This is a genomic window from Amycolatopsis rhabdoformis, from assembly GCF_035918295.1.
Taxonomy (GTDB): domain Bacteria; phylum Actinomycetota; class Actinomycetes; order Mycobacteriales; family Pseudonocardiaceae; genus Amycolatopsis; species Amycolatopsis rhabdoformis.
On sequence record NZ_CP142149.1, the window covers coordinates 3,352,024 to 3,375,269 of the forward strand.

Below are 23,246 nucleotides of genomic sequence, written 5' to 3' on the forward strand. Positions count from 1 at the left end.
CCTCCTCAGGTCAGTTCGTCGACGGGAAGCCGGTTGATGGTGTCCCGCGTGCCGGCTTCGGTGTCGCGGTAGTTCTGCTGCGCCAGCTTGATCGCCTCGACGTACGTCGGGAACTCGTCGCGCGCCACCTGCAGCTGCGTGAGCAGGCCCTGCCCGTCACTGGCCGTGTTGAGCATGTGGGTCGACACCCAGCGACCGGTGGAGGTCGAGGACATGGCCGGGGCGGTGCCCAGCTTCTGCAAAGCGTCCCACCGGGCCTGAAGGGTGTCGATCACACCTTCGAGCGCTTCGATCATCTGGTTGCCGGTGGTGTCGTCCACCGCGAAACTGCCGGTCTGCGCCAATCGCTTCAGCTCGGTCCCCGACAACTGCGGCGCCATGTCACGCGCAGTCATCTTCACCGGGGTCGCGTCGTCGGCCACCGGGTCTCCCTCCTCTTGGTGCGCGCTCGTCAGTAGACGGCGGCGATGGCGTTCTGCACTGCGCGGGCCACCTCGGACCGCCCTGCGGGGACGTACTTCGCGCTCAGGTCACCGGCGTCGCCGGTGGTGGTGTGGACCAGGTACCGGCCGTCCTGGGTGTCGAGCCAGCTCAGCGGATCGGCCGCGCGCAGCTCACCGTGCCGGCCCCAGCCGGTGACGGTGATGTGCCCGCCGCCCAGGCGTGGCGCGGCCATGACGCGCTCGAGCACCTCGGTGCCGCCGGGCGTCGGCGTCACGCGGGGGTCGGTACGGCTGGGCCGCACCGTGCCGCGGACCTCGATCATCCCGAACGCGTCGGTCTCCTCCTCGTCCTCGGCCGCCTCGGCGATGCGCCGCGCGGTCATCGCGGACACGGCGCGCGTCGCCTGCTTGCTGACCGTGTGCGCGCCGGTCGTCGCGGCGCGCGCCGGCGGCAGCACCCCGGTGACGATGTCGACGAGGTCCTCGTCGGCGAAGAGGGAGAACAACAGTTCGTCGGTGCGCGGGTTCTGCGTGATCCCCAGCGCCTGGCGCCCGTCGCTGAGCGCGAGCACCGCGATGTCGGCCCCGACGCCGTCGACCCCCGCCACCGCCACGGAGACGCGCGGCTGGGACAACAGCCCGAACGCCGTCTGCACACGCGGGCTGAGTTCACCGTGCGTGGACAACCGCCGGTCCTCCATCGCGCGGTACACCTGCGTGGCGACGCGGACGAACCGGATGGGATCCGAAGGCACCGTGCCGATTCGCAACGGGTACTGGCGGATGTCACCGCCGGTCGCCTGGCTGACCACAAGAGCTTCGAAGACGTCGAGAACGAACTCGAACCTGTCCGCCATACCCGAGAGCTTCCTTCCCCACGGCGGGTCGTGCACGGCCTGAGCCGCGGTCCGGACACCTGCGCCGAAAGAGGCGCAGATGTCACTGTTCGGAGCGTAGCAGCCCTGGTGTGGCGGCAAATCACCACTCGAACCGGTGCCCGAAAGACCATCCGTCCGTGTCAACCCGGGCACGGCCTTCGTGCCCCTTCGCACCCATCACGGACGCCGTGGCCGATCCGGTTCACCGGCGGCCGGAAAAAGTTTTCGAGCTTCTTCCGCGAGCTGTCGCCGACGCTGCTCCGGCCCGGTCTCCGGCGCTGCCCCGCACTGTTCGGAGCCGTTCCCGCGACGTGCTCCCGGCCACGCAGCGTGGCCGGGAGCACGTCGTCGGGGCGGTGCTCAGCCGAGCCGCGCCTGGTACACGCGCAGGTTCAGCCGCACCAGTTCCAGCAGCGGCACGGACACCCCGAGCGCGTGCGCGCGGTCGACCAGGTCACCGAAGATCTGTTCGCCCTCCACCGGCAGTCCCGCGGTGAGATCGCGGTAGAGCGAAGGGGCGCGCGGCGAACCGACCTGGGTCACGGACGCGCGCGCGTTCTCCAGCGCGGTGGCCTCCACCGGGTACCCGGCCGCGGCGGCGACGGCCGCGCACTCGGCGACCACGGCCTCGGCGAACGCGATCCCGCCGGGCCGGCCCGCGACGTCGCCGACGGTGCCGCGCATCAGCGAGGTCACCGCGCCGATCGAGGCGATGAACACCCACTTCGCCCACATCGCGGCTGTGATGTCCGGGGACAGGACCGTGTCGAAGCCCACGCCCGACAGCACCTCGGCCAGCTCCCCCAGCTCGGCCGGCGCCGGCTCGGCCCGGGCGCCGTAGGTGATCGACTGGAGGTCGAAGAGCCGGCGGATGTCGCCCACACCGTCCACAGTGGTCATCACGATCGCGACCCCGCCGAGCACCCGCTGCTCGCCGAAGCGCCCCACCAGCGCGTCGATGTGCCGCATCCCGTTGAGCACCGGCAGCACGAGCGTGCGCGGCCCGACGGCGGGCGCCACGTCCTCGATCGCCTGCTCGAGCCCGGCGGCCTTCACCGTGAACAGCACGAGGTCGTACGGCGCGGTGATCTCGCCTGCGCGGACCAGCTTCGGCGTGAGCACCGTCTCCTCGCCGAGCCCGGTGATCCGCAGGCCGCGTTCCGCCAGCACCGCCGCGCGGCCGGGGCGCACCAGGAAGGTCACGTCTCGGCCGGCCTGGACCAGCCGCCCGCCGAACAACCCGCCGGTCGCGCCGGCACCCACCACCAGAATCCGCTTCGCGCTCGTCATCCCGCTGACGCTAGGCGTCTGACTTGGCTCGGACAAGTCAGGAGTCGGCGCTCTCACACCGCGGCTCCCGGGCTCACACGCCGACGACGCCGTCCACGCCTTCGCGCAGGAAGTCGGCGTGGCCGTTGTGCCGGGCGTACTCGTGGATCAGGTGCAGCATCACCATCCGCAACGACACGTCTTCTTCCCAGCGCGCGCTGTAGCCCACAACGTCGAGCGACTCGGCCGCCGCCTCGATGCGGCGGGAGTGCTCGACCTCGGCCTGCCACGCGGTGAACGCCTCGGCCCGCGTGCTCTCGGTCGCGTCGTAGGCAACCTGGAAATCACCTTCGGGCGACCACACGAGCGGCACGTCCTGGCCGTCGAGCACCCGGCGGAACCAGGCGCGCTCGACCTCGGCCAGGTGCCGCACGAGCCCGAGCAGCGACAGCGTGGACGGCGGCATCGACTGCCGGCGCAACTGCTCGTCGGTGAGTCCGTCGCACTTCATCGCCAGCGTCGCGCGGTGGAAGTCGAGGAAGGCGCGCAGCATCTCCCGCTCCCCCGCGATCGCCGGCGGCCCGATCCGTTCCGTCTCCACAGCTCCCCCGTCACCCGCTGATTCCCGTGGGCTCAGATTAGCGGCGCGCCCAGGTGGGCCAGCAGGGCCGCGAGCTTCTCGTCGAGCTCACGGCCGACCGCGGCCACGGCCGGGTCGCCGAAGCCGGCGAAGCGGGTGCTCGGCTGGTCCACGGTGAACCAGGTCTCGCCGGCCGCGTCCTCGTAGATCGAGGTGCGCAGGGGTGCGTAGAGCATCACGCCCGGCCGGTGCACGAACATCCGCTGGGCGATGGTGTGGTTGCCCATCAGGTACTCGACGCACGGGCGGGCGGGCGCCGCGAGGCTCATCAGCGGGCCGACGTCGGTACCCCAGTAGCGCAGGAAGCCGTGCGGCGCGGTCGCCTCCGCCGACGCCCGGACCTCGTCCCAGCTCGCGCCCGCCGTCACGAGGCGAGCGAGCTCCTCACCGGCCAGCTCCGGCACGGCCCGCTCGTAGCGGGCGCGGAACTCGGCCCACGGTGCCGCCACGGGCACCTCGAGCCGCACGACCTCGTGGGCTACCCGGCGGACGGACATGTGATCTCCTTCGCTGCACGGCACCGCCGCACTGTCTACTGTGGATCGTCCGCGGACGCCGCGCCGCGGCGGCGGATCTCCAGGAACACGAGCGGGGCCAGCACGAGGCAGCACCCGCCGACCACCGCGGCCACCAGCACCGTGGCCGCGGACAGGCCCCGCGCGAGCGAGAGCAGGCCGACGCCGATCACCGGGCCGCCGAGGCCGAGGTAGCTCACCACGTAGTAGCTGCCGATCACGGCGCCGCGCTCGGCCGGCGGTGTCACGGTGGTGAGCTCGTGCAGCGCGCCGGTGAACACGAGCCCGTGGCCGGTTCCGGTGCCGAGCATCGCCGGCACCACGAGCCAGGCGAGGCCGGCCTCGTCCGCCACCACGAGCAGCGCCAGCCCCGCGGCGAGCACGAGCAGCCCGCTCGCCTGCGCGGCCGTCGGCGCGAGCCGGCCCGCCCCGAACTGGACCACGCCCGACGTGGCGATCATGAGCGTGAGCGCCCCGGCCGCCACCGCGAGGTTCGCCGTGCCCAGCAGCCCCGACACCAGCGAGGGCACCACGGCGGAGAACATGCCGAGCACCGCCCACGCCAGGAACGAGGAAGCGCCGGCGATCACGAACGTCCGCCGCACCACCGGCGGCACGCCGAGCCGCGGCCGGCGCCGGCGGGCACCGGCCGGGCGCGCCGGGCGCGAAGTCCGCAGCACGAGCAGCGCCACCACGGCGACGGCGACCGCGTGGACCACGAAGGACAGCTGCCGCGGCAAGGGCCCGTACTGCGCGAGCAGGCCGGCGGCCAGCGGGCCGAGCGCGAGCCCGAACGTGACGCACGCCGTGGCGGTGCGCGAAGCGCGGCGCTGGCCGAGCGCGTCCTGACCGGCGCTGTCGTTGAGCATCGCCTGCGCCGCCGCGGCTCCCGCGCCCATGCCGAGGCCCTGCAGCACACGCGCGGCAAACAGCCAGCCGGTGCCGGTGGCGAGCGCGAACACCACGTCACCGAGAAGGAAGGCGCCGAGCCCGAAGAGCATCAGCGGCCGGCGCCCCACGGTGTCGGACAGCGGCCCGGCCACGAGCAACGCCGGCACGATCACCGCCACGGCCACCGCGTAGAGCAGGGTCTGGACCAGCGCGGAGAACCCGAAGGTGGTGCGCAGCAAGGCATACAGCGCGCTCGGCACGTTGTTGCCCACGTACAGGGCGGCGAGGGTGGCCGCGCCTGCCAAGAAGGCCCCGCGCGCCGCGGCCGCGGGAGCCTCCGTCAGACCCGGCGACGCCATGCCCGCACGGTAGAACCTTGCCTTGCTCCGCGCAAGTCAGCCCCGCCTCCGCGCGGGATGCCGACCGGCGGTCAGCTCACCGGTTCGGCCAGCTCCACGGGCTCGGCCGAGCGCCACGGCCGGTACCAGCGCATGTCCTCGCGCCGCATCGGCTCGCCGCACCCGTCGCACAGCGTGCCCGGCCGGGTGCGCGCCCCGCAGGCTTCGTGGACGATCAGCATGCGTTCGGCGGGCGGGTCGGGCACCGTGTGCTCGTCGCCCCACTCGGCCAGCGTCAGCAGCACGGGCAGCGCGTCGGCGCCCGCCTTCGTGAGCCGGTACTCGTGGCGCGTGCGGCCACCGTCGCGGTAGGGCACGCGCGTGAGCAGGCCGGCCTCGGTCAGCTTGGCCAGGCGGGTGGTGAGCACGTTGTCGGCGATGCCGAGCTCGTCGCGGAACTCGTCGAAGCGCGTGGTGCCGGTGGTCGCGTTGCGCAGGATCAGCAGCGTCCACGGTTCGCCGAGCACGTCGACCGCCCGCGCGATCGGGCACGCGTGTCCGGACCACTGGATGCGTCGGGCCATGACCGCTCCTTTCCCCGCACACCACCGGGGTTGCTGCCTTGCGGGGTGCAAGCCGTCACCGACCGTAGCACGCGGCGGCACCACGCTGGGCCGTTCGGCCGAACACAGGGCTTTCACAGCGATGCACAGGAAACAGACAGGCGAAAACTGCTGCAACACGGGGGTTCCGAGGCGTTACCCCGATATGGCAAGACGGCTGAGATGGACACTCGCCGCCGCGGGGCTCACCGCGACGGTCCTCACGACGGCGGTGGTGATCACGGCGAGTACGCGGCACGTGACCACGATGGCCGCGGCACAACCACTGCCGCCACCGTCGTCGTCGGCCGCCGAGCCGCCGACCTCGGCGACGCCGACGCCCACCCCGACGACGCCGACCACTCCGGCGACCCCGCTGCCCGACCCCGCGGCCGTGGCCGACGACGTGGCCGACGCGGTGGACGCCGCGTCGAAAGGCACGAAGGTGGGGCTCGAGGTCTACGACACGAAGACCGGCAAGACCCTCGCGCTCACCGACGCCGAGACGCCGTTCTACACGGCTTCGGTGGTGAAGCTGCTGATTGCGCTCGACTCGCTCTACGACGACGGCACCTGGCAGGTGCCCGAGGGCAGCACTGCCGACGACCTCACCGACATGATCGCCGGCAGTGACGACGCCATCGCCTCGAAGCTGTGGGAAGCCGACGGCGGCACCGCGATCGTCGGGCGGATGGCCGACCTCATCGGCCTTTCGCACACCATCGAGCCGACGGACCCCGGCGAGTGGGGCATGACCAAGATGAGCCCCTCCGACGTGGTCACCACCTACCGCTACCTCACCGACACCGTGCCCGACGCCACGGCACAGCCCCTGCTCACCGCGATGGCCGACGCGCGCCAGCCGGCCGACGACGGGTACCCCCAGTACTTCGGCATCCCCGACGGCCTGCCCGGCGCGACCTGGGAGATCAAACAGGGCTGGATGATCCTGCGCTCGGCGCTCGTGCTCAACACCACCGGCCTCGTGGACTCCCGCTACGTCGTGGTGCTGATGACCCAGCAGCCGGCCGCGACGTCGTCGGCGAAGGGGCGCGCCGCCGTCACGGCCGGGGTGAAGGCGTTGGCGCCGGCGCTCGCGGCGTGGACCGCGGACTGACCTGCACCCTCTGTCCTCTTTGGACGAATTCGTCCACAGAGGACCTGTGAGTCCGGAAGCTACCCGGTGGTCCGGACCGCCGCCCGCCGCGCGCGCTCGATGTCCGGGCCGCGGTAGAGGTGCTCGGGAATCGAGGCCAGCGTCGATTCGCGGACCTGCGGGCCCAGGCCGTAGAGCTTCTGGAAGCTCATGATCAGCGGCCGCCACGCGTCGGGGTCCACGTGGTCGTCGGTCCCCGGCAGGCGGATGTCGTCGTGCACGAACACGCGCTGCACGCGCACTTCGAAGCCGAGCACGCTGCCGTTCTGCGTCTCGTCGTCGGCGGCGAAGGGGTGGGTGGCCTCGAGCACGGCTTCCATGGCCACCGGACATTCGGCGACGCGAGGCGGCGCGACGGTGTCGGACGCGACCGGGGTGAGGCCCGCGCGGCCGAACTTGTCGGCGACGTGGAAGTAGCCGCGCTTGAGCTTGCCCGGCGGCACGGGGTCCGAGCCGGTGGTGAGCGCGAGGCGGTCCACGGCCGCGGCGAGCGCGGCCGAGGGCAGGTTCAGCACGCATTCACGCGTGCGCAGCAGGTTCGCGGCCGTCTTCGAGCGCGAACCGAGGCCCAGCATGGCGCGCCAGCCGAGCCAGAAGGCCGACGACATCGGCGCGAGGTTCGGCGAGCCGTCCTCGTGGGTCGTGGAGATCAGCACCACCGGGGTGCCGAAGTAGAGGATTCCGGGCTCGATGGCCGTGTGCAAGGGAAACGTCGTGTTCACGTTCCCCAGTCTGCGCACGCCGGCGGCGCTCGGCTGGCGGGAAACGGACGTGGCGATCACGTCCGCCCGTCCTCGATGTGGCGTCGGTTGCGCTCACCGCACCCGATGTGGCGTTCGGTGCGGTGCGCGCACCGAAGCCACATCGGGGCGCTGCGGAACGCCGGGTCGGCTAGGTGAGGCCCGCCGACAGCAGCGCCCGCCGCGTGAGCACGCGGGCGAGGTGGCGGCGGTACTCCGCCGACGCGTGCGGTTCGTCCGGCGGCGAGGTGTCCTCCGCGGCGAGTGCCGCGGCCTCGTCGGCCGACGCGCCGTCCGCGAGCGCCTTCTCCGTGGCCGCCGCCCGCAGCGGCGTGCCGCCGAGGTTGATCAGCCCCACGGACTTGCCGACCACCGCCACCCCCACGATCGCCCAGTCGATGGCGCGGCGGGTGAACTTCTCGAAGCCCCAGCCCAGACCGGCCTGGCTGGGCAGCCGGATCTCGGTCAGCAGCTCGTCCGGTTCGAGCGGGGTGGTGAACGGGCCCAGGAAGAACTCCGACGCCGGGATGCGCCGCTCCCCCGCCGGGCCGCGCGCCACGAGCACGCCGTCGGACGCGAGGATCACCGCGGGCAGGTCGGCGGCCGAGTCGGCGTGCACGAGCGAACCGCCGAGCGTGCCGCGGTGGCGCACCTGCGGGTCGCCGACGGCGCCGGACGCGTGCGCCACCAGCGGCGAGTGCTCGGCCAGCACCGGGTCGCCGTGCAGGTCGTGGTAGCGCGACAGCGCGCCGATCACGACCTCGTCGCCCTCGAGGCGCACGAACTTCAGCTCGTCGAGCGGCGCGATGTCCACCACGACCTCGGGCGCCGCGAACCGCAGTTTCATCAGCGGCAGCAGCGAATGCCCGCCGGCGAGCAGCTTCGCGTCCTCACCGTGCTCGGCCAGCAACGCCAGCGCCTCGTCCACAGTGGACGCCCGGCGGTAGGAGAACTCGGCGGGGATCACCGGTCCACCTCCTGCCCGGAAGCCTCGACCACGGCGCTCACGATGTTGTGGTAGCCCGTGCAGCGGCACAGGTTCCCTTCGAGCGCCTCGCGCACCTCGCGCCGCGACGGCTTCGGGTTCTCCTTGAGCAGCGAGACCGACGCCATCATCATCCCGGGCGTGCAGAAGCCGCACTGCAGGCCGTGCTGCTCGCGGAACGCGCGCTGCACCGGGTGCAGCTCGCCGCTTTCGCCGGCCAGACCCTCCACTGTGGTCACTTCGTGCCCGTCGGCCTGCGCGGCCAGCACGGTGCACGACTTCACCGACTCGCCGTCGAGCAGCACCGTGCAGGCGCCGCAGGAGGTGGTGTCGCACCCGATGTTGGTGCCGGTGAGCCCCACGGTGTCGCGCAGGTAGTGCACGAGCAGCGTCCGGTCCGGCACCTCCCCGGCCGTGGTCCGGCCGTTCACCTCGATGGAGACCCGCACGTCAGTCCGCCTTCCTCACGTCGTTCAGGGCCGCCCAGACCCGCATCGGGGTGGTCGGCATGTCGAGGTGCCGCACGCCGAGGTGGGCCAGCGCGTCGACCACCGCGTTGTGCACCGCCGGGGTCGAGCCGATCGTCGCGGCCTCGCCGATCCCCTTCACACCCAGCAGGTTGCGGGTGGTCGGCGTCGCCATGTCCACCAGCTCGAAGTCGGGCAGCTCGGTCGCGGTCACGAACGAGTAGTCCGCGAGCGTGGCCGTGGTCGGGTTGCCGTCCTCGTCGTAGCTCACGACCTCGAGCAGCGCCTGCGCGATGCCCTGGCCGAGCCCGCCGTGGCGCTGGCCGCGGAAGGTCAGCGGGTTCACCACCGGCCCGGCGTCGTCCACCGCGACCAGCCGGCGCACCTCGACCTTGCCGGTCTCCGTGTCGACCTCGACCACGGCGAGGTGCGCGCCGAACGGGAACGTCGGCTTGCCGTCGCCGAACCACACGTCGGCCGAGAGCATGTCCTCGCCGGCCGCGGACACGACCCGCGCCCAGTCGAGCGTGGTGCTCGACGGCGCGCCGCGCACCTGCCAGACCCCGCGTTCGGTGTCGAGCTCGAGGTCCTCGGGTGCCGCTTCGAGCAGGTCGGCGGCCAGCTCCCGGGCGTGCGCGATCACCTCGTCGGCCGCCTGCCGGATCGCCGAGCCGCCCAGCTGCAGCGACCGCGAGCCGAACGTGCCGACGGCGCGCGGCACCTCGTCGGTGTCGCCGTGCTTCACGGTGATCTTCTCCAGCGGCACGCCGAGCTGGTCGGACAGCAGCATCGCCAGCGAAGTCGCCAGCCCCTGCCCGTGCGGCGAGCTGCCGGTGTAGGCGGTCACGGAACCGTCGGCGTGCACCACGACGCGGCCGCTCTCGCCGCTGGCGTCGCCGCCGGTGATCTCCACGTAGGCCGCGACGCCGAGCCCCAGCGCCACCGGGTCGCCCGCGGCCCGGCGCAGCTCCTGCTCCGCGCGCAGCTCGGCGTACCCCGCGGCGTCGAGCACCTTGTCCAGCGCCGCCGCGTACTCGCCCGTGTCGTAGTCGCCACCACTCGGCGTGGTGTACGGGAACTCTTCGGGACGGATGAAGTTGACCCGCCGCACCTCGGCCGGGTCGAGCCCGATCTCGGCGGCGAACAGGTCCATCGCGCGTTCGACCGCGGCCGTCGCCTCGGGCCGGCCCGCGCCGCGGTAGGCGGCGATCGGCGTGGTGTTCGTGACCACGCAGCGGCTGCGCGTCTGCACCACCGGGAACCGGTACACCCCGGGCGCCATCATCTCGGTGAGCGTGGGCAGGAACATCGCGCGCGGGTAGGCACCGCAGTCCTGCACCACGTCGATCCGGTAAGCGAGCACGGTGCCGTCGCGCTTGCCACCGATGGTCACCGTGTTCTGTTGCGCGCGGCCGTGGGTCATCGAAGTGAGGTTCTCGCTGCGCGACTCGACCCAGCGCACCGGCCGCCCGACGGCGCGCGCGGCCCAGCCGAGCAGGCTCGCCTCGGGATCGGCGCCGATCTTCGCGCCGAAGCCACCGCCGACGTCCGGCGCGATCACGCGCACCCGCTCCTCGCCGAGCTCCAGCGCGGCCGCCACGGTGGTGCGGGCGATCTGGGCGTTCTGCGTGGACAGCCACAGCGTGAGCCGGCCGTCCTCGCCCCACGCCGCGGAGCCGCCGCGCACCTCGAGCGAGGCCGGGGCCACGCGCGGGTTGAGGATCGTCTGCGTCACCACGGCGTCGCAGTCCGCGAACACGGCGTCGTCGAACTCCTCGGCGCCGTTCACCTGCATCACGTTGCGGGCGAGGCCGGCACCGGGGAACAGCTCGGTGTCCCCGGCCAGCGCGGCGTCGACGCTCGCCACCGCGTCGAGCGGGTCGTAGTCCACGTCCACGAGCTCGGCCGCGTCGGCCAGCTGGTAGCGCTCTTCGGTGAGCACCAGCGCGACGGGCTCGCCGACGTAACGCACGACATCGGTGGCGAGGAACGGTTCGGTGACAGGTCCGACCTGCCGGGGCGCGAGGTCGAGATCCGCGGCCGTGAACACGCCGACGACTCCCGGTGCCTGCTTCGCCTCTTCGGTGTCGATGCCGGAAATGCGCGCGTGGGCGATCGGGCTGCGCACGAAGACCGCGTGGACCGCGCCGGTGAGCGCTGCCTCCCGCAGGTCGTCGACGTACGTTCCGCCCGAGGTGATCAGCTTCTCGTCCTCGACGCGCACCACACGGGTGCCGACAATGCTCATCTGGCCTCCTGCTCGGGATACCCGCCCGATCATGCCCCCTGCCGCACCCGCGCGTCATCCGGGCAGGGCAACGGTTGCGCGGCGATCAGCCCGCGAAGGCCTCCCGGGCAAGCACCACCGCGAGCACGAGCCCGCCGATGGCGATCGCGATCCGCAGCGGGGTCGCGGGCAGGTACCGCACGATCACCGAACCGAGCCAGGAACCCGCCACCGAGCCGACGCACACGGCCAGCGCCGCAGGCCACAGCACCCGGCCGGTGAAGGCGAACACCGCCGCGGCGATCAGGTTCGCCGTGCCCGTGGCGATGTTCTTCGCCGCGTTCGTGCGGGCCAGCGGCTGCGTCCACACGGTGGTGAGCAGCGCGAGCATCAAAACCCCCGCGGCGGCCCCGAAATAGCCGCCGTACACGCCCACGAGGAACGCGGCCGCGCCGGCGGCCGGCCCGATTCCTTCGGGCGCGGCGGTTTCCGGGTTTTTCGACCGTTCCGCCATCCGGCGCAATCGCGGACCCGCCAACAGCACCACCGACGCGCCGCCGATCAGCCACGGGACCACGACCGTGAACGCGCCGGGCGGGGTCAGCAGCAGCACGAGCCCGCCGCAGCCGCCGCCCGCCGTGGTGATGAGGCACAGCGGCAGCAGGCGCCGCCACTGCCCCGACAGCTCGGGCCGGGCGCCGGCGGCCGCACCGGCGGTCGTGCCGAGCATGGCGACGGTGTTGGTCATGTTCGCGACCACCGGCGGCATCCCGGCGGCGAGCAACGCCGGGTACGACACGAGCGAGGCCAGTCCCGCGGTGGCGCCGACGAGGCCGGCCCCGACGCCGGCGAGCAGCAGGAGGGCGAGCTCGCCCGCGTCGATGATCACGCCGTCATGAGAACACGGACCCCCGCCGTGTCCTGAGGCGGGCCGTATAGGTTGTTATACATGTCACTTCCGGCGGAACGGACACCGCCGAACGGACGCCCGGCGACGGGCGGACAGGCGAGTACTTTGGGGGAAAGAGGCAGCCAGCCCGGTGCTCGGATTCCCGTGGAGGACCGATGCGCGTCACGATCGCCGAGGTCGCCCGCCGCGCGCGGGTGAGCAAAACGACCGTGTCCCGGGTCCTCAACAACAAGTCCGACGTGGACGCCGCCACCGCCGTGCGCGTTCGCGAGGTCATCGCGGCCACGGGGTACATCCCGAGCGCCGGCGCCGTCAGCCTGGCGAAGGGCCGGACGCGGCTGGTCGGGGTGCTCGTGCCCGCGCTTTCGCCGCCGGGGATCGGCGAGGTGCTGCAGGGCGTGGCCGACGTCGTGGAGGCGAGCGACCACAGCCTGCTGCTGAGCACCACGAACCGCGGCGCGGACTCGCTCGAGCGTTTCACGCGCCAGGTGCGCGCGCACGCGTTCGACGGGTTGTTGCTGCTCGACCCGCCCGCGGCCGTCACCGACAACAGCGCCCTGCGCGACTCCGACCTGCCGGTGGTGGTGATCGACGGTGCCCGCGCGCCCTTCCCGTCCGTGGCGGGCGACGACGCCGCCGGAGCCGCCGCCGTGGCCCGGCACTTCCTCTCGCGCAACCGGCGCCGCGTCGCCGTGGTGACCGGTCCGGGTGATCGGGCCACCGCCCGGCTGGCCGGATTCCGGTCCGTGCTCGGCGAAGCCGGGGTCCCGTTCGCCGACGACCGGGTGGCCGAAGCGGCGTTCACGGCCGGCAGCGGTCGTTCGGCCGTGCGCCGGCTCGTCGCGTCCGGTCTCGTGTTCGACGCCGTGTTCGCCTGCGACGACGTGGTGGCCGCCGGCGTCCTCATCGGACTTCGCGAAGCCGGCCGTGCGGTGCCCGACGACGTCGCCGTGGCGGGGTTCGGCGATCTGCCGCTCTCCGCCTTCACGCAGCCGCCGCTCACGACCGTGCGCCGGCCGCTGCGTGCGCTCGGGGAGGCGGCCGCGCGCCGGCTGTTGGGCAAGCTCCTCGGTGACGCCGGCGAGACCCCGCTCACGGGCCCGACCGTGCTGCCGACCGACTTGGTGGTGCGCGCGTCGGCGCCCTGACCGCGATGCGCTCAGGACTGTTCAGAGCTCAGTCCGTTCAGCACAGTCCGATCCGGACTCCGGTGCGCGATTGACGAACACCGCACTCACTCCGTCCAGGATGGACGGTTCAGCCGGCGATTCCCGCGTTCAGCTGGCGATGCCGGCGTGGCCGAACCCGGCGGGCAGCACGAGGCTGTGTCCGGTGTGCTCGACCTTGGCCCGCAGGTACCGCACGTTCGTCTCCGTGGCGAACACCCCGGTGCGCACGCGCTCGCGCACTTCGAGGCCGTGGGCGGTCAGCTGCGCGGCCTTGTCCGGGTTGTTCGAGAGCAGGTCGAGCCGCTGCACGCCGAGCGCGGTGAGCATCTGCGCGGCGGCGGTGTAGTCGCGGGCGTCCTCGGGCAGGCCGAGCGCGGCGTTGGCCTCGTAGGTGTCGAGGCCGCCGTCCTGCAGCGCGTAGGCGTCGAGTTTGTTGTACAGGCCGATGCCGCGGCCTTCCTGGCGCAGGTAGAGCAGGTAGCCGCCGGCCTCGGAGATGCGGGCGATCGACTCGCGCAGCTGGGGGCCGCAGTCGCAGCGGGCCGAGCCGAAGACGTCGCCGGTCAGGCACTCGGAGTGCATCCGCACGAGCGGCACGGGGCCGGGCTCGCCGAGCACGAACGCGAGGTGCTCCAGGCCGTCTTCGAGCCCGTGGAAGGTCACGGCTTCCGAGTCGACGGTGAGGTCGTCGCCCAGCCGCAGCGGGATCCGCACCCGCGTACGCACCTGCGCCACCTTCGCCATCGGCTGCTCCGTTCTCCCAGGTGGTTCAAATTCGAACCACGACACTTGATCGACCCTACAACAACGTTCAAATTCGAACAACCTGCGTTACCATGGGTGCATGGCCGACCCCCGATGGCTCACGGATCGCCAGCTGAAGACCTGGCAGGCCTTCCTGGCGGTGAGCTCTCAGCTCAACCGCCGCGTCGAACAGCAGCTGCGTGACGACGCGGGGCTTTCACACCCACAGTACGAAGTTCTGGCGCGCCTCGCCGCCGCCGGCGGGGCGCTGCGGATGACCGAGCTGGCCGGCGCCGCGCTCACGTCCAAGAGCGGACTGAGCTACCAGGTCGGCCAGCTGGAGAAGACCGGACTGGTCGGCCGCCGCTCGTGCGAGTCCGACGACCGCGGCGTGACCGCGTTCCTCACCGATCTGGGCTGGTCACAGCTTCGCGAAGCCGCCGCGGGACACGCCGCGGTGGTGTGCGAGCTGCTCGTGGACGCGCTCACGCCCGAGCAGTTCGGCGCGCTCGGCAACGCCCTCGACACCCTGGAATCGCGGCTGCGCGGCGCCGACCGGCCGCAGCGGACCGCCGTGTGACGCTGGGCACGGTGGTCCCGCCCACCGGGCTCCCCCGCGCCGCACCCGCCCACGCTGTGCCTTCGGGCCCGGTGCCCGAGCGGTGGGTCCTCCGAGCCGGGCCCTACGAACCGACTGTCCTCTGTGTCCAGTCGGGCACGGTCGGTCGCGCTTCCGGCCCGCCGGTGAGCAACGCGAGGTCCGGTGGCACGAGCACGGCGGCCGCGAGCAGGCCGGCGAGCAGCGGCTCGTCGCCGGCGGCGGGGTCGAGCCGGGCCCGCACCGCGTCGAGCGCGGCCCGCACGCCGAGCGGGGTCCAGTCGCCGGCCGGGTCGACCACGGCCAGCTGAGCCGCCGCGCGTTCGGCCGGCACCGCCCGCGGCAGCGCCTCCCAGCGCAGGAAACTCTGGCCGACCACGGTGAGCGCCAAGCGTTCCCGCGCGTCCAGCACCGCGTCGGGCGCGGGGGCGACGCGGGCCGGCCGTCGGCCACGCGCACCTCGAGCACGTGCTCGCGCCCGCGTGAGCCGTGCACGAACAGCGGCAGGTACCCCACCGGCAGCGGCAGCGGCGCGGCGCCGGTGAACAGGAGCCGGGATTCGGGCAGCCGCAACGGGACCTTGCCCGTCGCCCGCACCCACCAGCGGTCGAGGTGGTGCTCCAGCACGCCGTGGCGGCGGCTCACGCGCCGGTCGTCCTCCCCGACCGGCACGGAGACCTCCGCGGTGTTGCGCCCGAACGTGACCGGGCCCGGCTCCGTCGGCGGCACGAGCACTCCCCCGGCGAGCCCGAGCACGACCAGCGTGCCGGGTGGTGACCCGAAGCCCCGCGCCAGGCTCGGATGCCCGGCGGGCAGTGCCCGCATCCCCTCACCCGTCACGACTTCCCCCGCCCGTTCCCGGCGCGGGGCCTGCCCCACCGCGCGCCGGGAGGCTAACCGGGCGGCGCCGGGACCCCTCCCGGAGCGGTTTCGTCGGGCGGGTCGAGCAGCGCGAGGTCCGGCGGCACCAGCGAAGTGGACAGCAGGAGCTCTTTCACGAGGTTGTCGTTGAGCGAGTTGCCCACCGGCTCGCCGACCTCTTCCCGCGTGAGGCCCGCGACGCCGGCCCGGGCGAGCCGCGTGCGCACGGCGACCACGAGGTGCTCCACGCGCTTGGGCGTCCAGCGGCCGTCCGGCGCGAGCTCGGCGAGCTGCTCGGCGACCTGCCGCCACGCCATCGGCTGCGGATAGGGCTGCTGCAACAGGTACCGCTGGGCCAGCGACACGAGCACGAGCCGTTCCTCGGGGCTCAGCCGCCACATCCGCGGGGGCTCGGTCACGTCCTGCGGCCGCGACTCCGGCCGCCGGCCGTCCGCACCCGACACGTAGAGCTCCAGCAGGTGCTCCCGTTCGGCCGAGCCGCGCACGAACACCGCCGTGTAGCCCTCGGCGAGCGGCACGGGCTCCTCTTCCGGGAACAGCAGCCGCGAGCCGGGCAGCCGGATCGGCAGCCGTCCGGTGTTGTGCATCCACCACGCGTCGCGCCGCCGCACGAGAAAACCCTGCCGGCGGCTCACTTTCCGGTCGTCCTCGCCCACGCACACGTGCACGTCGTCGCGGTTGCGTCCGAAAAGGACTTCCCGGCCGTCGCGCGGAGGCATGCGCACGCCGCCGGTCACGGCGAGCGCGAAGATCGTGCCCGGCGCCGCGGGCGGCACCCCGTAGGCGAGGCTGCCGTGGTCGGCGCCGAGCGGCTCGGCCTGCCCGCCGGATCGCATCGCGGTCATGCCTGCGGCAGCTTCGAGATGACGGCGCCGGCCAGCGACGTGGCCGGGGCGCACAGGCCCTGCGACGGCGGGTCGCCGTGGACCACGACCTTGATCTGCTCCACGGCGGCCTCCCCCTGTGCGTCGGTGTAGCGGCGGTACACGAGCAGAGCCTGGCACGTGTTGTCGGCGAAGTCGTCGGTGGCGAGATAAGCGTCATGGCCCGACACCTGCACGAGCTGGCCCGAGTCGCCGTCGGGCGGCTGGTCGCGGTCGAAGATCACGGTCACCGCGCGGTCGGAGGCCGAGCTGTCCCAGTCGCAGGTCCAGTTGCCGTAGCCCCGCTCGACCTGCACCGGCGCGGCGACGCCGGCGGCGCTGCCGAGCGTGGCCGGGTCGAGCAGCGAGCACGCGTCGACCCGGGCCAGCGAGCCGGCCGGCAGTGGTGCGGACCGCGCCGGCACCCCGGCCACGGCGAGCACCTTCGTGGCCGAGGCGACCGCGAGGTCGGCGACGTGGCACACGTCGAGATTGTCGCCTTCGTCGTCGCTCGCGGTCACGCGCACGAGGTACTGGTCCTGCAGCCGGATCAGGCGCACGCAGTCGCCGTCCTGCGCGGGATCACCGAACACGTCGAACGGGCCGGACCGCGAGCGCTGCCCCTCCGGCGCGGCACCGTCGGCCGGCGGGTCCTGCAGTTCCACCTTCACGTCGGCCTGCAGGTCGCCGGTGCGGTGCAGGATCACGTCGCAGCGGTCGAAGTTGCCGTAGTCGGGGTCGACCTCCGCGTCGCCGAAGGGCTTCAGCGGCGCCGCGTCGACGAGCCGGCACGGGTCGGCCGAGTGCGGGTCCTTCCCGACGCCGAGCTTCGCGGGCACTGCGGGCGCTTTCGCGGCCGCGGCCGGGGTCACCGCCCGGTCGCGGTGCGGCAGCACGACCAGGACCACGCCGGCGAGCACCACCACGGCGGCGACGGCCACCCCCGCGACCACGAGCCGCCGGCGGCGCCGCAGGGGGCGGCCGCGCAGCGCGGGCGCGGCCGGCAGACCGTCGACGCTTCCCGCGAGCAGGTCGTGCGCCGCGCCCGCCGAAGGCCGTTCTTCCGGAGCGGGCCGCATCAGCGCGGTGAGCACCGGCGTGAGTTCGCCGGCCTGGCGCGGCTGCGGGACCGCGCCCTCGGCCGCGCGCCGGATGGTGGCGTACTCGTTGCCGCCGGCGAACGGCGGCGCGCCCTCGACCGCGGCGAACAGCGTGGCACCCAAGGAAAAGATGTCGGCCGCGGCGGTCGGCGCGTGGCCCTGCGCGACCTCGGGCGCGAGGTATCCGGGGGTGCCGCCGATGTGCGGCGAGTCGGTCACCGTCTCGTCGGTGCGCACCGAGCGCGAGATGCCGAAGTCGGTGAGTTTGGCGCGCCCGTCTTCGGTGATCAGGACGTTTCCGGGCTTCACGTCGCGGTGCACCACGCCGCCCGCGTGCACCGCCGCGAGCGCGGCCGCGACCTGCGCGCCGATCTCGGCGACCGTACGCACCGGCAGGCTGCCCTCGGCCGCGAGGATCTCGGCGAGGCTGCGCGAAGGCACGTACTCCATCACGAGCCACAGCTCGTCGCCGTGGGCGACGACGTCGAAGAAGGTCACCACGTTCGGGTGCTGCACGCCGGCGGCGAGCCGGGCTTCGCGCCGGAGCGTGCGGCCGCTGACCGAGTCGGAGAGCCGGGCCTGTTTCACCGCCACCTCGCGGTCGAGGTGCTCGTCGTGCGCGCGCCAGACCACACCCATGCCCCCGGTGCCGATCCGCTCGAGCAGTCGATAGCGCCCCGCGATCAGCTGGTCACCCTGCACCGACGCTCCCCTCGGCGTGGTCCGACCTCTGTGAGGTAACTCGCAGTAACGATACTGCATCACGTCCGGTGGCAGGAAGCGGCCCGGATCGGGATCGCTCCCCCGAAACACCTTCGCCGCCGGGCCGGACCACCCGATCGGGTCGACCGGCGCGCCTCCGGAGGACAGCCACGTCGACCCGTGGATCCGCCGCGCAAGCGGAGTCGACAAATCGTCGCGCGGGCTGCGTCGGCCCGGCGCGAGCCCGCGCCGTGACAGAGGTTCGCGCGCGGCCACCGGTTCCCGTTGCGCGCCAACGGGAACCGACACTCGAGCACGCTCCGCTGCGTGAGCGCCGGGATCACCCGTCCGGCCGATCAAGGGTCCACAATGGACGCGTGAACCGGCGCGGCGATCCCGGATTCGACGTATAGACCGTTATACGCAGGAGTGCGGCCGGGTGAATCCGCCGGAGAGCGGTTCGCCGAGTGCCGCCAGGGGTATCAGGCGGACGTGACGGCAGGCGCGCCGCCGAAGGAGACCTTCATGCTCAGTCACCACGAACGCAGTGAGCTGGACAAGATCGAGCGCTGGTTCGAGTTCAGCGATCCGGAGCTGGCGGCGGCGCTCTCGCGGGGCAAGCCGGCGCCGAGCCGCCGCCTCCTCACCGTGCTCGCGGTGCTCTTCGACGTCGCGGCCGTCGGGTTCCTCGTGGCCGGCGTGGTGACCACGAGCCCCGCCCTCACGCTGTGCGCGCTGCTGTCGGCCGGCGGCGGGGTCGCACTGCACATCGTCCGAGGGCACGGCCACTCCTGACCCGCCACCGTTCGCGGCGCTGACGTGCGCGGACCGGGGTCCGCGCCGCACACTGGTGCGGTGTCCGCCTGGGTCCTGCACGTCGATCTCGACCAGTTCATCGCCGCGGTCGAGATCGCGCGCCACCCCGAGCTGCGCGGCCGGCCGGTGGTCGTGGGCGGCAACGGCGACCCCACGGAGCGCGCGGTGGTGGCCACCGCGTCGTACGAGGCCCGCGAGTTCGGCGTGCAGTCCGGCCTGCCGCTGCGCCTGGCCGCCAAGCGCTGCCCCGACGCGGTGTTCCTGCCCACCGACGCGCCCGCGTACCAGGAGGTGTCCGACCGGATCATGGCCCGGCTGCGCGAGCTGCCGGTGGTGGTGGAGGTGCTCGGCTGGGACGAGGCGTTCCTCGGCCTGGACACCGACGACCCCGAGGCGTTCGCCGCCGAGGTCCGCCGGGCGGTCGCCGACGATACCGGGCTTTCGTGCTCCGTCGGCATCGGCGACAACAAGCTGCGCGCCAAGCTCGCCACCGGTTTCGCGAAACCCGCCGGGATCTTCCGGCTCACGAAGGAGAACTGGTGGGCCGTGATGGCCGAGCGGCCCACCGACGCGCTGTGGGGCATCGGGCGCAAGACCGCCAAGAAGCTCGCCGAGGCCGGGTTCACCACCGTGCTGCAGCTCGCCGGCGCCGACGCCGACGACCTCGCCGCCCGCTTCGGACCGCGGCTGGGCCCGTGGTACCGGCTGCTGGCCGGCGGCATCGCCGACGCCGAAGTCACCGCCACGCCGTACGTCGCACGTTCGCGCAGCCGCGAGACGACCTATCAGCAGGACCTCACCGACCCCGCGCGGATCGAGGAGGAGATCGACGTGCTCGCCGAGCGGGTGGTGCGCGACGTCGTGGCGGAGGGCCGCCCGGCCGCGCGCGTCGCGGTGAAGGTGCGCTTCGCGCCGTTCCACACGCACACGCACAGCGTCACACTGCCGGAGCCGACCTCGGACGCCGCGGCGATCGGCCGCGCCGCGCGCGAAGTGCTGGGGATGTTCACGCTGGGGCAGCCCGTGCGGTTGCTCGGGGTGCGCGCGGAGTTCCCGCCCCCGCCGTCGTGACCGCCGCCTCGTGGCGCGACTCGTTTGACGCGGCCGCCGGCGAGGTAATCGACAGTCTCGGACCCGAGGATCGAGGTACGCGAAATGTCCGACATCGGCACCACCGTGACCGGCGACCGGTTCGCCGGGCTCGGTGACGAGTTCGCCGAGCTCACGCGCTCGCTGCTGGCCGCCACGACCATAGGTGGCGTGCTGCAGCACCTGGTCACGGCCGCGGTCCGGGTGATCCCCGCCGCGAGCCTGGTCAGCATCACGCTGCGCGGGCCCGACGGGCTGTTCTACACCCCCGTGGAGACCGATCCGGTCGCCGCCGAGCTCGACCAGGTGCAGTACCGCACCGGCCAGGGCCCGTGCCTCGACGCGGCCCGCCCCGACGGGCCCGCCCACGCGGAGAGCCAGGACCTCGCCCACGAACCCGCCTGGCCGCGGTTCGGGCCGGCCGCGGCCGAGCGCGGCATGGGCTCGATGCTCGCCATCGCCTTGCTGCCCGACGTGCGTGAGCCGCGGATGTCCGGCGCCCTCAACGTGTACGCGCGCGAAGCCGGCGCGCTCACCGCCGCCGACCGCGACCTCGCTCTGCTGCTGGCGACGCACGGCTCACTGGCGCTCGCGAACACCAGCGCCGTCACGGCCACCGAGCTGGAGAAGGCGCACCTGCGCAAGGCCATCGACTCGCGCGACGTGATCGGCCAGGCGAAGGGCATCCTGATGCAGCGGCGCGGCATCACGGCCGACGAGGCGTTCGACCTCCTGCGCCGCACGTCACAGGACCTCAACGTGAAGCTCGCCGTGCTGGCCGAGACGCTGACCAGCCGGCACACCGAGCTCGACCTGCCGGGGCCGTCGGCTTGACAGGTTCCGGCCCTGCTTGCCAAGGTGGGAACCGGAAGAACGAACCGTGCGCCGCACCAGGCGCACTCCGGGCCGAGAGGCGCTGCGACGGAAACCCCGGTTTCCGCCACGCTCGGCCCGCGAGTTCCGGACAAGGGCGCCTCCTGCGAAGGAGGTGCCTTTTCTTGTCTTCAACGCTGTTCTCTTCGACCTCAACGCCGTTGTCCTCACACTGGTCGTGGTCAAGGCAATCGTTGCCGGACAACGACAATCGCGTAGCGGACCGCGTCCGCACCTCCTGACTTCCCGGGCCGTCCGGTAGCGCCGCGTGCGGTGCTACCGCGATTTCGCCTGCCCGAAAACAGCACTGACCGCATTTCCGGACTGCCCGGAAATCCAGCCGAAGGGGAACCGAATTCCATGAGCCCGAAATTGCAGACCATCGCCGGCGTCGAGTTCGCCGTGGCCGATCTGGCCCTCGCCGAAGCCGGGCGGACGCAGCTGCGCCTGGCCGAGCACGAGATGCCGGGCCTGATGTCCATCCGGCGCGAGTTCGCCGAGGCGCAGCCGCTGAAGGGCGCCCGGATCGCCGGCTCGCTGCACATGACCGTGCAGACCGCCGTGCTGATCGAGACCCTCGTGGCGCTCGGCGCCGACGTGCGCTGGGTGTCGTGCAACATCTTCTCGACCCAGGACGAGGCCGCGGCCGCCGTGGTCGTCGGTCCGAACGGGACTCCCGAGCGGCCCGAGGGCACGCCGGTGTTCGCGTGGAAGGGCGAGACGCTCGACGAGTACTGGTGGTGCACCGACCTGCTCTTCCGTTTCGCCGACGGGCAGGGTCCGAACATGATCCTCGACGACGGCGGTGACGCCACGCTGCTCGTCCACAAGGGAGTCGAGTTCGAAGCCGCCGGCGCCGTGCCGGCCGCCGGTGAAGCCGACCCCGAGGAGTACGCGATCATCCTGCGCACCCTCGCCGAAAGCCTCGCCGCCGACCCGAAGCGCTTCACGCGCATCGCCGGGGAGGTCCGCGGCGTGACCGAGGAGACGACCAACGGCGTGAAGCGGCTCTACAAGCTCGCGACCGAAGGCACGCTGCTGTTCCCCGCGATGAACGTGAACGACTCGGTGACGAAGTCCAAGTTCGACAACAAGTACGGCATCCGCCACTCGATGGTCGACGGCCTCAACCGCGCCACCGACGTGATGATCGGCGGCAAGCTCGCCGTGGTGTGCGGCTACGGCGACGTCGGCAAGGGCGCCGTGGAGGCGCTGCGCGGCCAGGGCGCGCGCGTGGTGGTCACGGAGATCGACCCGATCTGCGCGCTGCAGGCGGCCATGGAGGGCCTCGACGTGGTCGAGCTCGACGACGTGGTGGAGCGCGCCGACATCTTCCTCACCACCACCGGCAACTTCGGCATCGTCTCCGCCGCGCAGATGGCGCGGATGAAGCACAACGCGATCGTGGCCAACGTCGGCCACTTCGACAACGAGATCGACATGGCCGGGCTCGCCAAGGTGCCCGGCATCCGCAAGCTGGAGATCAAGCCGCAGGTGCACGAGTGGGCCTTCCCGGCGGCCGACGGGCGCGCGGCGCACTCGATCATCGTGCTGTCCGAGGGCCGGCTCATGAACCTCGGCAACGCGACCGGCCACCCGTCGTTCGTGATGTCGAACTCGTTCGCGAACCAGGCGATCGCGCAGATCGAGCTGTTCACCAAGCCCGGCGACTACCCGGTGGGCGTGCACCGCCTCCCGAAGCTGCTCGACGAGAAGGTGGCGCGGCTGCACCTCGACGCGCTCGGCGTGCGCCTCACGAAGCTGACCAAGGAGCAGGCCGAGTACATCGGCGTGGACGCGGCCGGGCCGTTCAAGCTCGAGCACTACCGCTACTGAGGTCCGGGCACCGGTGATCTTCCGGCCCGGGAAGTAAGGGGTCCTCCGGCTCCGAGGGGGAGGGAGAGCCGAAGGACCCCGTTAGTGTTAGCACATCGCCAAGCCGGTGTACACAGCTGCATACACGATCGGGTAAGGATGAGGGGCGGACGGGAAACCTTCGCCGCAAAACCGTGAAGGCCTCGTTCCCCGGATTGCCGGGGAACGAGGCCTTCACGGTCACTGGGCCGCGGGAGGGCTCAGGAAGCCTGGCGGAGCTCCGCCTCCACCTCGACGGCCAGCGTGCAGGTGCAGGCGGCGTCGAGCGTGTGGCAGTCGATGATCAGGGCGTGGCGCACGCGGTCGAGGTTCGTGCAGCTCTCGCCCGTGCACTCGGCGAACCCGCCGTCCGGGTGAACCACCAGGGTGCCGTGACAGTGGTCGATCCCGCTGGTGCAGAACGCGCACTCCATGCTCAGGCCGCCTTCCGCGCTCGTGTTCGAAGCTCGTGGTACCGAGTCCGTGCGGCTCATA

24 protein-coding genes and 1 riboswitch are annotated in these 23,246 nt (G+C 72.7%); of the genes, 7 read left to right on the forward strand and 17 right to left on the reverse strand.

Translation table 11 applies throughout. The annotated features are described in order from the left end of the window. Nucleotides 1–5: 5 nt before the first annotated feature. The 7 genes from VSH64_RS15180 to VSH64_RS15210 form a co-directional block, all read right to left on the reverse strand. The gene (locus tag VSH64_RS15180) at nt 6–422 is read right to left on the reverse strand and encodes a hypothetical protein (RefSeq protein ID WP_407655648.1); all 417 of its coding nucleotides are present in this window, start codon (nt 420–422) and stop codon (nt 6–8) included. A 29-nt stretch (nt 423–451) separates the two neighbouring features. Next, entirely contained in the window at nt 452–1,300 is an 849-nt protein-coding gene (locus tag VSH64_RS15185; RefSeq protein WP_326836239.1) for an ESX secretion-associated protein EspG, read from the reverse strand. A 381-nt stretch (nt 1,301–1,681) separates the two neighbouring features. Then, nucleotides 1,682–2,611 carry a 2-dehydropantoate 2-reductase gene (locus VSH64_RS15190; RefSeq protein ID WP_326836240.1) on the reverse strand — a complete coding sequence of 310 codons (930 nt, stop codon included), beginning with the start codon at nt 2,609–2,611 and terminating at the stop codon, nt 1,682–1,684. A 73-nt stretch (nt 2,612–2,684) separates the two neighbouring features. Continuing rightward, nucleotides 2,685–3,191 carry a DinB family protein gene (locus VSH64_RS15195; protein WP_326836241.1) on the reverse strand — a complete coding sequence of 169 codons (507 nt, stop codon included), beginning with the start codon at nt 3,189–3,191 and terminating at the stop codon, nt 2,685–2,687. A gap of 32 nt (nt 3,192–3,223) precedes the next feature. Further along, nucleotides 3,224–3,727 (reverse strand): DUF302 domain-containing protein, encoded by a 504-nt coding sequence (locus tag VSH64_RS15200; protein ID WP_326836242.1) that lies wholly within the window; start codon nt 3,725–3,727, stop codon nt 3,224–3,226. Nucleotides 3,728–3,762: 35 nt separating this feature from the next. Next, entirely contained in the window at nt 3,763–4,995 is a 1,233-nt protein-coding gene (locus VSH64_RS15205) for an MFS transporter (protein WP_326836243.1), read from the reverse strand. Nucleotides 4,996–5,066: 71 nt separating this feature from the next. Next, nucleotides 5,067–5,558, reverse strand: a complete 492-nt coding sequence (locus VSH64_RS15210; protein WP_326836244.1) for a winged helix-turn-helix transcriptional regulator — start codon at nt 5,556–5,558, stop codon at nt 5,067–5,069. A gap of 184 nt (nt 5,559–5,742) precedes the next feature. On the opposite strand from VSH64_RS15210, the gene VSH64_RS15215 reads away from it, so the two are divergent. Continuing rightward, nucleotides 5,743–6,693, forward strand: a complete 951-nt coding sequence (locus VSH64_RS15215) for a serine hydrolase (protein ID WP_326836245.1) — start codon at nt 5,743–5,745, stop codon at nt 6,691–6,693. Between the two features lie 59 nt (nt 6,694–6,752). On the opposite strand, the gene VSH64_RS15220 is transcribed toward VSH64_RS15215, so the two are convergent. The 5 genes from VSH64_RS15220 to VSH64_RS15240 all read right to left on the reverse strand — a co-directional run bounded on the left by VSH64_RS15220 (nt 6,753) and on the right by VSH64_RS15240 (nt 12,040). Further along, nucleotides 6,753–7,454: a flavin reductase family protein gene (locus VSH64_RS15220; protein ID WP_326837955.1), complete on the reverse strand. Its 702-nt coding sequence runs from the start codon at nt 7,452–7,454 to the stop codon at nt 6,753–6,755. Between the two features lie 169 nt (nt 7,455–7,623). After that, nucleotides 7,624–8,439: an FAD binding domain-containing protein gene (locus tag VSH64_RS15225; protein WP_326836246.1), complete on the reverse strand. Its 816-nt coding sequence runs from the start codon at nt 8,437–8,439 to the stop codon at nt 7,624–7,626. Beyond that, on the reverse strand, nt 8,436–8,906 hold the full coding sequence (locus VSH64_RS15230) for a (2Fe-2S)-binding protein (RefSeq protein WP_326836247.1): 471 nt from the start codon (nt 8,904–8,906) through the stop codon (nt 8,436–8,438). The genes VSH64_RS15225 and VSH64_RS15230 overlap by 4 nt, the downstream gene beginning before the upstream one ends. Nucleotide 8,907: 1 nt before the next feature. Next, nucleotides 8,908–11,172 (reverse strand): xanthine dehydrogenase family protein molybdopterin-binding subunit, encoded by a 2,265-nt coding sequence (locus VSH64_RS15235; RefSeq protein ID WP_326836248.1) that lies wholly within the window; start codon nt 11,170–11,172, stop codon nt 8,908–8,910. Nucleotides 11,173–11,257: 85 nt separating this feature from the next. Beyond that, complete coding sequence (locus VSH64_RS15240; RefSeq protein WP_326836249.1) at nt 11,258–12,040, reverse strand: sulfite exporter TauE/SafE family protein; 783 nt, start codon at nt 12,038–12,040, stop codon at nt 11,258–11,260. A gap of 176 nt (nt 12,041–12,216) precedes the next feature. Between VSH64_RS15240 and VSH64_RS15245 the strand changes: the two genes are divergently transcribed. Next, a complete protein-coding gene (locus tag VSH64_RS15245; RefSeq protein WP_326836250.1) occupies nt 12,217–13,209 on the forward strand; it encodes a LacI family DNA-binding transcriptional regulator in 993 nt (330 codons plus the stop codon). 129 nt (nt 13,210–13,338) lie between these two features. Here VSH64_RS15245 and VSH64_RS15250 read toward each other — a convergent pair whose 3' ends face one another. Further along, entirely contained in the window at nt 13,339–13,974 is a 636-nt protein-coding gene (locus tag VSH64_RS15250) for a GTP cyclohydrolase II (protein WP_326836251.1), read from the reverse strand. 100 nt (nt 13,975–14,074) lie between these two features. Here VSH64_RS15250 and VSH64_RS15255 point away from each other — a divergent pair, with 100 nt between their 5' ends. Further along, nucleotides 14,075–14,554: a MarR family winged helix-turn-helix transcriptional regulator gene (locus VSH64_RS15255; protein WP_326836252.1), complete on the forward strand. Its 480-nt coding sequence runs from the start codon at nt 14,075–14,077 to the stop codon at nt 14,552–14,554. 103 nt (nt 14,555–14,657) lie between these two features. On the opposite strand, the gene VSH64_RS15260 is transcribed toward VSH64_RS15255, so the two are convergent. The 3 genes from VSH64_RS15260 to VSH64_RS15270 form a co-directional block, all read right to left on the reverse strand. Continuing rightward, complete coding sequence (locus VSH64_RS15260; protein ID WP_326836253.1) at nt 14,658–14,984, reverse strand: hypothetical protein; 327 nt, start codon at nt 14,982–14,984, stop codon at nt 14,658–14,660. Between the two features lie 481 nt (nt 14,985–15,465). Then, on the reverse strand, nt 15,466–16,299 hold the full coding sequence (locus VSH64_RS15265) for an FHA domain-containing protein (RefSeq protein WP_326836254.1): 834 nt from the start codon (nt 16,297–16,299) through the stop codon (nt 15,466–15,468). Continuing rightward, nucleotides 16,296–18,119, reverse strand: a complete 1,824-nt coding sequence (locus tag VSH64_RS15270; RefSeq protein ID WP_326836255.1) for a serine/threonine-protein kinase — start codon at nt 18,117–18,119, stop codon at nt 16,296–16,298. The genes VSH64_RS15265 and VSH64_RS15270 overlap by 4 nt, the downstream gene beginning before the upstream one ends. A gap of 525 nt (nt 18,120–18,644) precedes the next feature. Between VSH64_RS15270 and VSH64_RS15275 the strand changes: the two genes are divergently transcribed. The 4 genes from VSH64_RS15275 to ahcY all read left to right on the forward strand — a co-directional run bounded on the left by VSH64_RS15275 (nt 18,645) and on the right by ahcY (nt 22,733). Next, entirely contained in the window at nt 18,645–18,914 is a 270-nt protein-coding gene (locus VSH64_RS15275) for a DUF3040 domain-containing protein (protein WP_326836256.1), read from the forward strand. Between the two features lie 60 nt (nt 18,915–18,974). After that, the gene (locus VSH64_RS15280) at nt 18,975–20,006 is read left to right on the forward strand and encodes a DNA polymerase IV (RefSeq protein ID WP_326836257.1); all 1,032 of its coding nucleotides are present in this window, start codon (nt 18,975–18,977) and stop codon (nt 20,004–20,006) included. An 84-nt stretch (nt 20,007–20,090) separates the two neighbouring features. After that, entirely contained in the window at nt 20,091–20,858 is a 768-nt protein-coding gene (locus VSH64_RS15285) for a GAF and ANTAR domain-containing protein (protein WP_326836258.1), read from the forward strand. 68 nt (nt 20,859–20,926) lie between these two features. Further along, nucleotides 20,927–21,007, forward strand: a riboswitch (S-adenosyl-L-homocysteine riboswitch). A 250-nt stretch (nt 21,008–21,257) separates the two neighbouring features. Then, nucleotides 21,258–22,733: an adenosylhomocysteinase gene (ahcY, locus tag VSH64_RS15290; protein WP_326836259.1), complete on the forward strand. Its 1,476-nt coding sequence runs from the start codon at nt 21,258–21,260 to the stop codon at nt 22,731–22,733. 239 nt (nt 22,734–22,972) lie between these two features. On the opposite strand, the gene VSH64_RS15295 is transcribed toward ahcY, so the two are convergent. Then, nucleotides 22,973–23,245, reverse strand: coding sequence for a hypothetical protein (locus VSH64_RS15295; protein ID WP_407655649.1), 273 nt, complete (start codon nt 23,243–23,245; stop codon nt 22,973–22,975). Nucleotide 23,246 lies beyond the last annotated feature (1 nt).